The following is a 14,385-nucleotide window of genomic DNA, read 5'->3' as shown; positions in this document are numbered from 1 at the left end:
GTAAAGTTCCTAGCTGCTGTAATAGGTTCTTTATTAATTACAACAGTTTCAGCATTCGGTATGTACGGTGTAGACGGTGATGACTGGATTGGGTTCCTTACTGACGGAAACCAATTTAGAGCTAGAATGGATCAGTTAGGATTCACTTTAGGCAACGGTACAATCAAAGGTACTTTCGGCTTCAGAGCTGATACAGGATGGATGGGGTCTATAATAGATAATGGCGGCACATATAATAGCGAATCCGTTTCTTTTAACCCTACAGTATCTGCTGGTATAGCATACACTTCTGATGCTTTCGGTATCGGTGTAGGATACAACTTTACTTATATTGACAGATTTATTCAAGTACATACTCCTGTAGTTGTTTTTAATGCCTTAAATAACAATTTAAGATTAGCTGTGCCTATACAGATAGCTATGACAGATAGTGATAAATATCAATTTCAAACTGATCCAGGCTGGGTAAATCATAAACTAAAATTTACAGGCATAGGCTTCAATCAAATGGAATTAAGATACTATACTGGAATAGATGCTTTCAATGCTATAAGAGTATACGCTTCTTACAGAAATTGGACAGCTGAAACAGATGCATTTACTAGAGGAGTATCTAAATACGTTTCTGAAGATTTGCATTTACAGTTAAGATTATACTTCTTGAATACTCAAATAGGAAATGTAACAGTTAATCCTTATATTAGAATAGATTATGCTACAGCTCTAAAAGGAAGCTTAATAGACAGTTATGGCACAATAGCTAACACTTATAATAGTATAGGTGCTTATGAAGATACATCAGCAGGAAGTATTTATTCTGTTAAACCTTATACTATCAAAATTAAACCTGTATTATCTTTAGCAGCTAGCAGCGATATAGTTTCTTTATACTTTGAACCTTCTTTAGGTTATGCTTATTCATATTCTAAAACTAAAGCTACAGCAACTAATCCTGCTGTAGAGTCTGCTGTTCATGCTTTAACATGGGGTGCTTATGCAGAAATGTATGTAACTCCTGTTGAAGACTTAGAATGGTACTTCGAGATGGATGTTAATGGCAATGTTACAGGACAAGGTACTGCTGCTGCTAATGCTGATTTAGCTCCAGTATTATTTGAAACTACTACTGGTATCACTTGGTACTTGCCTTCACTTGGCGGAGATACTGCTCAATAATTGAAATTAATCAATTTCTTTATAGGCTGGCTTAAAAAAGTCAGCCTTTTATTTTAACAAAATTATGTAAACTATCTTTTACGGTTAATAGATTCTTATTTATTAAATTATGTTACTTTATAAATTAATTCGTTTATATAAAAAACTGGTTCTGCGTGCAGTGAATAAAGCTAAAAATTTAAATAAAACTTGGGTGTAATTTTATCTGAAAAGAAAATAATATAAAAATTACAAATGAAATTAAAAATATAGAGGGATGGAAAATGTAAGTAAATTTTAAAAAATTAATTACATACCCCGCCCTTATAAATTTACTGCTTTAAGCAACACTCTATAACTTTAATATTTTTCTAGATACAATAAAAAAAGCATGCCCGCCCAATCTGTTTTTAAATTTGAAATTTAGATATTACCATTTTCTAAAGCATGCTTCTTTTTCATAGTTTTATAAATATATATGTACATTATGCTAGCTAATATTATAGATACAATATCAGCTATAGGCTGAGCCCATATTATACCATTGATGCCGAAAAATTTTGTTCCTATAACTATTGCAGGAACAAATGCTATACCCTGCCTGCTTAATGAAAGTATAAGAGAAGGAATTGCCTTTCCTAAAGCCTGAAATGTAGACATGAAAACAAATTGAAAACCTATTATGGGAGATATGGAATAACTTGCTATTAAAAATTTAACGCCATATTCTACAACCTCATCATTATCAATAAATATTCTTATAAAATGACTAGCAAATAAAAATGCTGATGATAAAAATATGCATCCCAATATAAAACTAATTAAGCATGAAAGTTTTATAGAAGCATTCATTCTTTTATAGTTCTTAGCCGCAAAATTATATCCTATAAAAGGCTGTATACCTTGAGCAAGTCCTATAAAAACTAAAATAACAAGCATAAATATCCTCTGAGATACTCCAAGACCAGCAACAACATTATCATTATACCCAGAAGCAAAATTATTTATTAATATATTAGCACAGCTTATAAGCACATTATTGATAAATACGGGAAGCCCTATGGCAAAAACATTTTTTAATATATCAGAATGTATAGAAAAATCTTTTAACCTTATAGATAGGAAAGTACTTTTTTTAGCTATATGCCAAATATAATAGAACGTAGAGCATGCATTTCCTATAATTGTAGCCCAAGCAGCACCTGCAACTCCCATCTTCATATAAAGTATCATTATAGGGTCTAGTATTATATTTATAACAGTGCCTAATATCATGCCTATCATAGCCTCTTTTGATGCCCCTTCTGAACGCACTATCTGCCCCATAGACATCTGCGAAATAACAAAAATAGCTCCAAATGCCACTATCATTAAATAATCCTTAGCAAATTGATATGTATGAATGCTTGCACCTGATAATTTAAGTATCTGTTTCATAAATATTAAAAATACAGACATGCATACTAAACCTGTAGCTACGCTTGCAAAAAAAGCAAATGAAGAAGTCTGCTTAGCCTTTTCATAATTTTTAGCTCCTAAACTCCTTGAAATATAAGATGCACCTCCTATACCGTATATAGCACCAAAAGCCATAAGCAAAAGATATATGGGCATAGTTAATGATACTGCTGCAACCTGATTTGGATCATTAGTCTTACCTACAAAAAAAGTATCAACCATATTATAAAATACATTCACCATCATACCAAAAATTGTGGGAAGTGCTAATGTTATTAATGCCTTGTATACAGGATAATTCTCAAATACTTCTATTTTTTTATCATTATTATTATTCATAGTTTAATTTCCATATCTAATTTAATCGAAAGCAGTATATTATATTACATATATTGTTTATTTCAAGCATCAAATAATAATATAAAATAAAATTTATTCTAATTCCCCGCCCTTTTAAATTTACAGATTTTACAAAAATCGCATACTAATTAATTTTGCTGCTTAATAAAAAAAGCACCCCCGCCCAAGTTTTGATTAGGTTTAAAATTTTAATTAACGCACGGTAAATAAATTTTTTAATAAAACAAAATTTGAATTGCAAAATAAATATATATTTCTAATATTATTCTGCGTGCGGTGAGTAAAGCATAAAATTTTAAAAAAGCTTGGGTGGGCAATGCTGCATCTAAAAAAACTAAAAAGAAAAAATAATATAAAAATCACAAATTAGATTAAAAACCTAAAGGGCGGGAAAATGTAAGTAAATTATAAAATATAATTACATACCAATATTTTTATAGTTAAACAAATTTTTTTAAAAAATAAGCATAAATTATAAAGAAATAAATCCTTAAAATATATTTTTTTGTAAACATAATACATATTTTTTATAAAGTAAATTTTTATACTTCCGAATATTAATATAGCAATAAAATAACTATTAGGAAGTAAATTATGATAAACGGATTAGGCAACTTATTATCTTTTGCTGATAATAATGTTTCATCTAACAATAATAATGCTTACAGCTTAAATAATTACAATTATGATGATTCTTTTGCTAAAATGCTTAATGAAAATCAAAGCCAAGAACTATATTCTCAAAGCGTTTCAAATAAAGTAATCAATAATAATACTGAAAATGATTATAAAGAATATAATAACAATTATAATGATTATTCCGCTCAGGCAGAAGAAAAATCATACTCTGATGATAATAATAGTGTTAATACAGAAAAAAGCTCTGATAATGTAAAAGAAAAATCAGAAAATACTTCTGAAGTAAAAGAAAGAAAAGCAGAAAATACAGAAGATAATAAAAAGACTTCCGAATCTGAAAAAAATGAAGCTGTTAATGAAAATAATAATGAGGAAAAAAGCAAGGAGGTTAAAGAAAATACTTCTGAAAAAGATAAATTGGCAGCAGCAAAAGAAAAAGCTAAGCAAGTTCTAAAAAATGTTGATATAAAAACCGATTCAGATAAAAAAATTGATATAAAAGAAAACATAAATAGAGATAAACTAGTATCTAAAGAAGATAAAAAAGAAAATATCAAAAATGAAGATATTGAAAACATTAAAAAAGAAATAGAATCTCTTAATGCAGAAGAATTGGATGAGGATGATAAAAAAGAATTATCCGAGTTAATAGAATCATTAGAAGAATTAAAAAATATGATAGATTCTAAAGATGAAAATAGTAAGGAAGATAAAAAAGTTAATGCTGATGAGAATACTGTAAAAGATGATATAAAAATAAAAGATATAGAAAAAGATTCTATTAAAGAAATAAAAACAGCATTAAAAACTGAAATTAATAATACTGATGCTGTTCTTAAAAATGATAATACAAAAATGGCAGAAGTTTCTCTAGATATCGATGCAGAAAATAAATATGCAGACAGATATAATAAGGATAATACAGAAAATAAAAGCAGTACAGGAAGTTCTATTAACAACACTATATCAGATGATAAAGGAGCAGAACTAACTATAATTAACATGAAAGATTCTGCAGAGGGTGCTAATTTAAAAGGATATAATCATTATAATAATGTATCCAAAACGCATAACAGCCCTAACCTATCCGACAGCATAATAAGATTCCAAGACCTAATGGGAAAACTTGTAGAAAAAGCACAGGTTGCCGTAACTAATGGAAAAAGCGAAGTTTTAATGACGCTTAATCCTGAACATTTAGGTAAAGTAAGATTAAAAATCAATATGGACGGCGATAATTTAGTAGGAAAAATATTTGTGGATAACGCCGAAGTAAAAGATATATTCACTAAGAACTTGGATACTGTTATCTCTTCGTTAAATGAAATAGGTATTAATATAGAAGGTTTTGATGTAATGTTAAGACAGGATATGCCTAATAACGGAGAATTTGGAGAAGAGTTAAACAATAATGGAACTAGATTCGGTTTTGAAAATAATGAGAATGTAGAAGAAGTAAATGCCGATATAAAAACATATATAGTTCCAGAAAGAAAATTGAATTTACTTATTTAATTATAAGGAGTGATAAGGATGATATCAGCAGATGCTTTAAAAATGACAGATAAAGAGATAAAAATATTAAAACAGGAAGTTGGAGCTTTCAATTTGCAGCATAATTTCCAAAGAGATCCTACTCAAAACTCCTTGGGAAAGGATGCATTTTTAAAACTCCTTACAGTACAAATGAGCCATCAGGACCCATTGTCGCCAATGGATAACAGAGATATGATAGCTCAGCTTGCACAATTCTCTTCTGTAGAACAAATGACAGAAGTAAATAAAAACCTAGAATCAATGAAAACTTTTTATTCAGGTCAGACAGGATATTCTATGCTAGGAAAAAGCGTAGAAGTAATGGATGAAGCAGGCAACAGATTCTTAGGACCAGTAGAAATGGTAATGGAAAATGATACCGGAGTTGCTCTTGCAGTTAGAACAGAAAGCGGACTTATAACAGTACGTCCAGAAGATGTAATGATAGTACATTCAAAAGGAGATTTAATGGCTTCTGAGGCTGCTGCAGTTTCTCAGGTGAGAGAAGCACAAAGCGAAGATGAAGCTGCTAAAATGTTTGAATCTTCTTTGGCAGATAAAGCAAGAATCATTACAAGACCTTCCGCAGATGATGAAAATGGCGATAATGCTAATAATGAATTCGGGGAGCTAAAAGCTGCTTATGAATCAGAAATTAATACAGCAACCCAAAGCAATGTTTCTGAAGTAGATAATGCCAGCTTAAATAAAACAGAAAAAACAGTCGGTATGATGAAAGCTGAAGAGGCTTTGATGAATAGTAAAGAAGGCGGAAATAAAGCAGTAAAAAGATAAATTGTATAATTAATAATAAAGAAATAAAGTTGTTGATAAAAAAGTCCGTAGAAATATAACTCTATGGGCTTTTTTATATATTTGCAAAAATATGTAAAATATATTATACTATATTCATAAAGTTCTTTTAAATATCGATTTTCGCATGGGAAGAGAATTTCTGAAAACTACATAGAAAATGCTTGATAATTATATAGCTGTGTAAAAGTAAAAAAACTTACACATCTAGATGATATTTATATATAAAATAAAATGTATATATATAGAAACTAATACAAAAACACTTAGTTGTAAAGCTAATTTACAAACGATTTAGGGGTTTCAATTCCCAATCGTCTATTTCCTTCGGTTGCGAGTAAGTACTTCGCCTAACGGCTCACACGATATGTGCCTTCGGCAGGGTACGAAAACTTTTGATGAAATATAGAAAAGGAGAATAACCATGAAAATTAAAACTAAAGAATTTTTAAATATGGTTAAAAAATTAAGAAATCATTATAAAAAAATTTGTAAAAATTTAAAATTAAAATATGATGAAAAATCTTATACAAATTCTAGACTTACTTTTGATGAATGTTCTTATGAAGAAATAAAAGAATTATTGGATGAAATTGACGATGTTAATACTAGTAATACTGATGATATTAAATTTACAGAAAATGGTATTGATATAACAAATTTATTAAAAAGGAATTATTAAATGACTGTTTTTAAACTTATTCACGGAATCCTCCATCTTGTGGGGCAGCTTCACTGACCAAGTAGGTGCTGGTGCAGGGGGGACGAAAACATTTAGAAGATATAAAAGTATTTACTAATGGTGAAGAAGCAAAAGTTTTATATCCTATTTGTAAAAATAACGAAGAAATTGTAGAAACTATTAAGTATATTCAATTAATTGTAATGAATGCTAATTTAACAAAAATAAAAAGTAAAAAGATTAATGAACATAGAAAATTAATGAAACCAGATGATTTTGTACCTCCAGATAATTTAATCGAAATTAATGGAGTAAAAGATGGGTATTAAAATAATAAATGAGATATTAGATAAATTATGTATAGAAAATAATATTGATATTAAACTCTTTAACGAATTGTTAAAGAAAAATTAATAACAAATAAATCAAGAATGAATTTACCAAAAGAATAGAAATAAAGGAGTAATTTATGATAATTAAAACTAAAGAATATTTAAATTTAGTTAAAAAAGCTAGAGAGAATTTTGAAAATGAATTTAATAAAGGTTATACTGAAGAAGATATCACGAATGGTTATAAATTTGATGAATTACCATTAAATTTATTAAAAATATTGACAATTAATCATTTAAATTATAATCCTGAAGTTGATTTTTCTAATATAGAATTCAATGAAAGAGGACAAGCTACAATGAAATCTATTGAAAAGGCATATAGAATAAAATGATAATATTAAAAACAAATGAATATAAAGATAGTTTAGATGAGTTTAAAAAGGTTTCAATTCCCACTTAGAGAGGTAAATATGATGACTAAAGAAGATATAAGATACTTTATAGATTTATATAAAAATGATAAAAAGAGTTTTGATTTAAGATATAATATGGAAAATGCTAAATCATTGAAAGGGATGACTGAAATATCTTATTTGAAATCTAGTTTGGATTTTGTTTTAAAAAATATTAACGAATTTGTTTTATCTGTTGAAGATATATCAATTATACAGAATATGCAAAATGAGTTAGAGTATATTTTAGACAACTATATAAAACGATAAAAGAGTATTTATTTAAATAGAGTAAATACTCTTTATCATTAGCTCATTCAGACTATTCAAAAAGAAAAAATATTGCTGATGAAATTCATTGTATATTTTCTGATTTTAAAAATAATTTATAATTTTTTAAACTTATTCTCTTCAGAAATGAAAATTAATATATAAAGTTATAATATCAAGACTTAAGATAATTTACAAATCTCTCAGGCAAATAAACATTATCATATTCATCTTTAAGAGCCTCTCTAAAAAGCTCTGCCATCTCTTCGATTTTAAATCCCGCTATGCCGCATCCTATCTCAGTTACTAGAAATTTTTTATCCTTATGCTCCAAAGCAAAAGCCAAAAACTTATCAACATACTTTTTTATCTCTGATACTGCCATCTTTCCGCTTTTTGTATAATCAATAGTAGGTATAGCAAAAGTTTTACCCTGAAGTCCGAATGCCTGTCCGTAAACAGCCCCCCAATTCATTGCCGTCCTTGCAGCTCCGCCGCCATGTGCACCTTGCGTATTGCTTCCAAATACAAATATTTCATTATCTTCTAATTTAGTTATACGGTTTGATGATATTCTATCCATAAAAAACTCCTAAAAAAATACTGATAAACAATATATTATAATCATCATAACAAATCCTGTAATGCTTATAGACAATATTATATTTTTTATTATAACATTTATTATAGGATTATAAGAAAAATTTGCCTTTTTTATGCCGTAATAAAATGTTATGCCTAGAAGTAATATATCATCCAGCTTCCCTATTGGTATAATGTCTGGAATTAAATCAATAGGAGATAAAGTATAAATCAATGCCAATATAAAAGGAATCCAATATAAAAATGATTTCTTTTCTTTTTTATTTGCATAATCTTTATATGTTTTATATTTTCTATATACTCCGTCTTCTCCAAGTATTTCTACATCATCTTCTTTTATTTCTATATAATTTTCTTTTTTATCATAATCTTTCATAAACTATCTCTATTTATTATAATACAAATTATATAATATATATCTTTTTAGTCAATTAAATATAATTTTACATAAAAAAGAATAGTTAATATTATAATATAATATTAACTATTCTAAAAAATTATATCTTAGGGTATTCGGTTATCAATTTTTATAATATTTAATTATCTTATCAAAATCTTCTTTTGAGAAAACTGAAACACAAAGAGGAAGCATAATGTTTTCTTCTTTAAATATCATATCATAAATATTATTCTTAAACTCTTTCATCTTGATTTCTATATTATCTAAATCATCACTATTTATTATACTCTTTAATTCATTTAAAATATCCTTATCTACTTTAGACATAACTTTTGAAGGCTCATCATTTCCGTATTTCTTTAAAGCTGTAAAAAATAAACTTTCTTTTTTTGAATAATGCTCATTAAGTTTATCATAAAGTTTAGAATATGAAGAGTTTTCAATTAAATTTTCTATATATCTATTTTCTTTTTTGAATAATTCTAAAACCTCATAATCATTCTCAATATTAGAATTATCCATAGCATCTTTCAAAAGCAAAGTACGTATATAAAAAAAGCGTTTGGCTTCATCTATACTCATACCGTTATCAACTAATTCATGCATTGCATTATGAACTTCAGAAGCATCCACTTTTACTAACTTCTCCTCAAACTCTCTTTTTATTAAATCTATATTTTCTCCACCATGCAGCTTTATTATCAATGACTTTAATATATCATTTCTACTTTTATTATCCTCTATAGAAAAATCAAATCCGTATTCATTAAATTTATGCTTTGCTGTATTAAAATCAATATTCTTAAATTTAATAGCTTTCTCCAAAGTCATTATCTTAGCTGCAGTATTAAACATTATAGGATTGGTTATCTTATCAAATCCTAAAGAAGATAGTATATCTTTAATTTGAGGATATTTATTACATATATTATATACTGTATCGTTTATATTAATTAATTCCAAAGTTATCATATATTCTCCTTTTTGTTTGAATATTCTAACATATTATATATATGTTCTAAAAAATAGTCAATACTTATGCAAAATTAAACCGAATAAAAATTTTTTTAAATTATTGCTTTTATGATATCAATCTGTTAATATTAACATATTATTTTTAATAAATATAAGGAATTTTTATGAGCAATTTAAATGAAATAAAAAATGAATATCTTCACATGCTGAAAGATAATATTATACCATTTTGGCTTAAAAACGGACTTGATAAAAAGCATGGAGGATACTACACTGCTTTAGACAGAAAGGGGAATTTAATAGAAACAGACAAATCAGTATGGTTTCAGGGAAGATTTGCTTGGGTATTATCTACGCTTTATGCTGACTTTGAAAAGAAAGCAGAATATTTAGAAGCTGCAAAATTGGGAATAGACTTTTTGGAAAAATATTGTTTTGATAAAGAAGGCGATGGAAGGATGTTTTTCAGAGTTACTGAAGATGGTAAAGCAATCATAAAAAGATTAAGATACTACTATTCAGAAACATTCTGTCTTATAGCTATGGCGGCATATTCAAGAGCCAGCGGAGATAAAAGCTATGCTAAAAAGGCTAGGGAAATACTTGATAATATAGACAGATATCAAAAAGAAGGGATGCTTATACCAAAATTCAATGCTATTAACAGACCTACTATAGCTTTCGGACCTCCTATGATAATGCTTGCCACTGTTCAGGAATTAAGAAAAGCCGACCCAGAAAATAAAGATTATTACAATAAATATATAGATAATCTTTTATCTAATATTCAGTTATTTTTATATGAAGAGAAAAAAGCAGTATTGGAACAATGCAGTCCGGACGGTACTTTGCAGGATCATTTTGAAGGAAGACTATTAAATCCAGGTCATGCTATAGAATCATCTTGGTTTATATTAAGAGAGTCTATAGAAAGAGGACATGATGAAAAATTAAAAGCCCTAGGACTAAAAATATTTGACTGGATGTGGGAATGGGGCTGGGATAAAGAGTACGGCGGTATTATTCAGTATATGGACGTACTTGGAAAACCTAAAAGTGAATATCATCATGACATGAAATTCTGGTGGCCTCAAACTGAAGCTGCTATTGCTGCTTTATACTGCTACTACTTCACTAAAGACAATAAATATTTAGAAAAGCATGACACAGTAAAAGAATATACTAAAAAATTTATTGATACAGAATACGGCGAATGGTTCGGATATCTTCATAGAGATGGAAGAGTTTCTACAGACTTAAAAGGAAATATGTATAAAGGTCCTTTCCATATACCTAGAATGTACATGAAATGTGTTGAAATAATAGATGCTATTAATGCAAAATAATAACTAAAAATATAATTAGTTAATTTAAGACTAGGCTTTTAATTAAAGGTCTAGTCTTTTTATATATTTATATAATAGTAAATAAATTTGTAATTTTATTTACTATAGGTTACAATGTCTATATTATCTTTAATTTTCAAGGTTTTTTATTAATGTATATTATTGAAGATATAAAAAATACGATTATAAAAGGCGATGCATTAGAAGAGTTAAAAAATATACCAGATAGCAGTATAGATTTAATATTTGCTGATCCTCCGTATTATATGCAGACGGAAGGAGAACTCTTAAGAACTAACGGAACTAAATTCAGCGGTGTTGATGATGAATGGGATAAATTTAATAGCTTTGAAGACTATGATAATTTTTCTATAAATTGGTTAAAAGAATGCAGAAGAATATTAAAAATTACAGGCAGTATTTGGGTTATAGGTTCATTTCAAAATATATTCAGAATAGGTAAAATAATGCAGGATTTAGGTTTTTGGATACTCAATGATATAATATGGAGCAAAACAAATCCAGTACCTAATTTCGCAGGGACTAGATTCTGCAATGCACATGAAACTTTAATTTGGTGCGGAAAAAATAAAAATACTAAATATACTTTTAATTATAAAACGATGAAACATTTAAATAATGATAAGCAGGATAAAAGTGTATGGAATATATCTCTATGTACAGGCAAAGAAAGATTAAAAGATAAAGATGGAAACAAAGTACATTCTACACAAAAACCAGAAGAACTTTTATTTAAAGTAATACTTTCTTCTTCAAAACCTAATGATATAGTTTTGGATCCTTTTTTTGGAACTGGTACTACGGGAGCTGTTGCTAAAAGACTTTCAAGAAATTATATAGGAATAGAAAGAGATGATAAATATATTTACTATGCCAAAGAACGTATAAAAAATACAGATATAGAGATGACAGATTTAATCAATCTTGATTATGAAGTGAAGCCTCCTAAAGTGCCTATAAAGAATCTTATTGAAAAAGGATATTTGAAAGCTAATCAGACTTTATACAGCAAAAAAGGAGATAAAGTCTGTAAATTAAATGAAAATGGAAATGTAGAAAATGAACTTGGAAATTTTTCTATACATCAAATGAGTGCAAAACTTCAGAATCTATCTAAATATAATGGCTGGAATTATTTTTATACATATTATAATGATAAATTTATATCTATAGATGAATTAAGATATATTTATATTGGAGATAATAATGAATGATAATATAAAAAATATCATAAATCAGGCTGTATATAATATTATAAATTATTCTGCTTCAGATAATAAAATAATTGAATTAAATGAAAAACATAATGTTAAAATACATTTTATACCAAAAAGATATAGAATATTCGGAGGCTTACTTCAAAGTATGAATATACAATTTGGTAATTTTATTGAAGAGCTTATGAAAATAATTATATCAAATGAAAAAAAATATAAAATTATAGATAAATATAGCGGCAAAAAAAGCAATAAGTTTTCTATTTCCAAGTCAAATGAAGCTAGAATAGATAATTATATAACCAGATGTCAAACTGCTTCAAATACTGATAAACAGCTAGAGGCTATATTTAAAAAATTGCAAAAAGAAATTATAAATGATATAAAAAATAATAAAGAAAATATAAATAATTCATTTAAACATGATATAGATTTGCTTTTTGAAGATAAAGAAACTAATATTATTTATTATCTTGAAATTAAATATAATGATGATCATGACACAGGTAAATTTGTTGATATAAATAGAAAATTTATAAAAACTTTTGCCTATCTTATAAATGAGCTTAAAACAAAAGAAATTGTACCTATACTATTCTTTTTTAATAATAAAAGAATGAAAGGAAATATTTATATACCAGAAAATACAAATATACGAAGAGGCAAACAGTTTTTTGATGAGTTTTTATCAATAAGATATGATGATGTGGATAATTATTTACAAAAATTATCAGAAAGTAAAGAAGTGATAGAAATGTTTGATAATTTATATAAAAAAGTTATGAGTATAAAATAATAATTAATTATATATATACGATAATAAAAAGTACATTTTAATTTTATAAGGAAGTTTATGTTTTCATTAAGAAGAAGATTAGAGAAAAATGATTTAGAAACATTAGACATATTCACAATTTCTTTTTCGCTTTTTAGAGTCAATTTCATTAATTTTATTATAGTAGGACTTATATGCGGTATGCCTTTAATATTAACTACTATACATTTCCCACCTGCCGTATTTGATCCTAATAAAGTACAGACTATAGAAGGACTTGTTAATTGGTTCAAAAATGAAGTTAATGCAGGCTTTTATATAAATACTGCTTTATCTATTATTTTAGATACTATATCTGTGATTGCAATATCACTTCTTGTAGAAGGATTAATTTATAGAAAAAGAAAAACAGCCTCTTGGGCTATTATTAAGAGTTTTAAATTAATTATTCCAACATTAGCTACACTATTTATATTCAGTATTCTAATATTTTTTGGTTTGGCATTCTTCATAATACCAGCTATAATATTGGCAGTATTATTTATGTTTATTCAAAATATTTGTGCTTTAAGACATACTTGGGGGATAGATGCCTTAAAATATTCATACAATTTAGTTAAATATAATTTCTTTAAAGCACTATTCATACTTTCTTTTATATTCATGTTTAAAATTGTATTTTTAATAACTTTTCCATCAGCACCTATAGATACAAAAGAAGGTATACTATACTATTTCTTATCTTCAATATCTCTATATATATTTGATACTTATTTTAAAATTATAATAGCTCTATTTTTTCTAAACAGGGATTTCGTCAATAATGCTCAAATTGAAGAAGATGATGAAGACGAAGAAGAAGAAAATAATTAAAATCGCTGGATTATAATATCAGAATATCATAAGCCAGCAGTTTTAATTATTAATTTCTTTTGGTTATAGTTCCTTCTCCAAGCAAACTATCTGATATAGTTCCGCTATTTTTAGATGAAAATGTAAGAGTTATAGTAAAATATGTACCAGAAAACACATCCATTGAATATTTATCGCTGCCTAAATCTTTTATATTATAAGCATAAGCATTATAATCCATTAAAACTACGCTTCCGTCTGTACCTATAAGAATACTATATCCATAATCAGGTTCATCAGTTAATACAACATCCCAAGTTCCAGCATGTTTCTTTATACCTTCATTTTTTGAAATAGGGCTAGTTGAATTATTCTTACCACTGCAGCCTAATGTAATTAAGCTTAATATAAACAAAATTGAAATCATTGTTATTATTTTTTTATACATACTCATTTTCCTTATTAAATATATGTTTACTAAATATAACAAAAAATA

16 protein-coding genes are annotated in these 14,385 nt (G+C 27.0%); 11 read left to right on the top strand and 5 right to left on the bottom strand.

Features of this window, described 5'->3' with window-relative positions; translation table 11 throughout:
• On the top strand, nucleotides 1-1,176 hold a 1,176-nt coding region (locus Q0J69_RS12195; protein WP_297207970.1), incomplete at its 5' end, for a hypothetical protein.
• Nucleotides 1,177-1,578: 402 nt separating this feature from the next.
• Here Q0J69_RS12195 and Q0J69_RS12190 read toward each other — a convergent pair.
• On the bottom strand, nucleotides 1,579-2,952 hold the full coding sequence (locus Q0J69_RS12190) for an MATE family efflux transporter (RefSeq protein WP_297207968.1): 1,374 nt from the start codon (nucleotides 2,950-2,952) through the stop codon (nucleotides 1,579-1,581).
• A gap of 615 nt (nucleotides 2,953-3,567) precedes the next feature.
• On the opposite strand from Q0J69_RS12190, the gene Q0J69_RS12185 reads away from it, so the two are divergent.
• From Q0J69_RS12185 to Q0J69_RS12160, 6 genes are all read left to right on the top strand, one after another.
• Entirely contained in the window at nucleotides 3,568-5,127 is a 1,560-nt protein-coding gene (locus tag Q0J69_RS12185; protein ID WP_297207967.1) for a flagellar hook-length control protein FliK, read from the top strand.
• An 18-nt stretch (nucleotides 5,128-5,145) separates the two neighbouring features.
• Complete coding sequence (locus tag Q0J69_RS12180) at nucleotides 5,146-5,943, top strand: flagellar hook capping FlgD N-terminal domain-containing protein (RefSeq protein WP_297207965.1); 798 nt, start codon at nucleotides 5,146-5,148, stop codon at nucleotides 5,941-5,943.
• A 442-nt stretch (nucleotides 5,944-6,385) separates the two neighbouring features.
• Nucleotides 6,386-6,643: a hypothetical protein gene (locus Q0J69_RS12175; RefSeq protein WP_297207963.1), complete on the top strand. Its 258-nt coding sequence runs from the start codon at nucleotides 6,386-6,388 to the stop codon at nucleotides 6,641-6,643.
• A 71-nt stretch (nucleotides 6,644-6,714) separates the two neighbouring features.
• Nucleotides 6,715-6,972, top strand: a complete 258-nt coding sequence (locus Q0J69_RS12170; RefSeq protein ID WP_297207961.1) for a hypothetical protein — start codon at nucleotides 6,715-6,717, stop codon at nucleotides 6,970-6,972.
• Nucleotides 6,973-7,112: 140 nt separating this feature from the next.
• Complete coding sequence (locus tag Q0J69_RS12165) at nucleotides 7,113-7,370, top strand: hypothetical protein (RefSeq protein ID WP_297207959.1); 258 nt, start codon at nucleotides 7,113-7,115, stop codon at nucleotides 7,368-7,370.
• Nucleotides 7,371-7,406: 36 nt separating this feature from the next.
• The gene (locus Q0J69_RS12160) at nucleotides 7,407-7,700 is read left to right on the top strand and encodes a hypothetical protein (RefSeq protein WP_297207957.1); all 294 of its coding nucleotides are present in this window, start codon (nucleotides 7,407-7,409) and stop codon (nucleotides 7,698-7,700) included.
• A gap of 175 nt (nucleotides 7,701-7,875) precedes the next feature.
• Here the strand turns inward: Q0J69_RS12160 and Q0J69_RS12155 are convergent, their stop codons facing one another.
• From Q0J69_RS12155 to Q0J69_RS12145, 3 genes are all read right to left on the bottom strand, one after another.
• Nucleotides 7,876-8,283 carry a hypothetical protein gene (locus Q0J69_RS12155; RefSeq protein WP_297207955.1) on the bottom strand — a complete coding sequence of 136 codons (408 nt, stop codon included), beginning with the start codon at nucleotides 8,281-8,283 and terminating at the stop codon, nucleotides 7,876-7,878.
• 9 nt (nucleotides 8,284-8,292) lie between these two features.
• Nucleotides 8,293-8,679 carry a DUF1232 domain-containing protein gene (locus Q0J69_RS12150; RefSeq protein WP_297207953.1) on the bottom strand — a complete coding sequence of 129 codons (387 nt, stop codon included), beginning with the start codon at nucleotides 8,677-8,679 and terminating at the stop codon, nucleotides 8,293-8,295.
• Between the two features lie 144 nt (nucleotides 8,680-8,823).
• A complete protein-coding gene (locus Q0J69_RS12145) occupies nucleotides 8,824-9,675 on the bottom strand; it encodes a DUF438 domain-containing protein (RefSeq protein WP_297207951.1) in 852 nt (283 codons plus the stop codon).
• Nucleotides 9,676-9,842: 167 nt separating this feature from the next.
• Here Q0J69_RS12145 and Q0J69_RS12140 point away from each other — a divergent pair, with 167 nt between their 5' ends.
• The 4 genes from Q0J69_RS12140 (at nucleotide 9,843) to Q0J69_RS12125 (ending at nucleotide 13,910) form a co-directional block, all read left to right on the top strand.
• Nucleotides 9,843-11,024 carry an AGE family epimerase/isomerase gene (locus tag Q0J69_RS12140; RefSeq protein ID WP_297207949.1) on the top strand — a complete coding sequence of 394 codons (1,182 nt, stop codon included), beginning with the start codon at nucleotides 9,843-9,845 and terminating at the stop codon, nucleotides 11,022-11,024.
• A gap of 152 nt (nucleotides 11,025-11,176) precedes the next feature.
• A complete protein-coding gene (locus Q0J69_RS12135) occupies nucleotides 11,177-12,259 on the top strand; it encodes a site-specific DNA-methyltransferase (RefSeq protein WP_297207947.1) in 1,083 nt (360 codons plus the stop codon).
• Nucleotides 12,252-13,058, top strand: a complete 807-nt coding sequence (locus Q0J69_RS12130) for a HinfI family type II restriction enzyme (RefSeq protein WP_297207945.1) — start codon at nucleotides 12,252-12,254, stop codon at nucleotides 13,056-13,058. Before Q0J69_RS12135 ends, Q0J69_RS12130 begins: the two co-directional genes overlap by 8 nt.
• A gap of 57 nt (nucleotides 13,059-13,115) precedes the next feature.
• Nucleotides 13,116-13,910, top strand: a complete 795-nt coding sequence (locus Q0J69_RS12125) for a hypothetical protein (protein ID WP_297207943.1) — start codon at nucleotides 13,116-13,118, stop codon at nucleotides 13,908-13,910.
• A 49-nt stretch (nucleotides 13,911-13,959) separates the two neighbouring features.
• Here Q0J69_RS12125 and Q0J69_RS12120 read toward each other — a convergent pair whose 3' ends face one another.
• Nucleotides 13,960-14,337, bottom strand: coding sequence for a hypothetical protein (locus Q0J69_RS12120; protein ID WP_297207941.1), 378 nt, complete (start codon nucleotides 14,335-14,337; stop codon nucleotides 13,960-13,962).
• Between the last annotated feature and the right edge of the window lie 48 nt (nucleotides 14,338-14,385).

It is taken from the genome of uncultured Brachyspira sp., assembly GCF_944388875.1.
GTDB lineage: Bacteria > Spirochaetota > Brachyspiria > Brachyspirales > Brachyspiraceae > Brachyspira.
The sequence above is the reverse complement of the archived record's forward strand: the minus strand, read 5'-3'. Positions and strand labels throughout refer to the sequence as shown.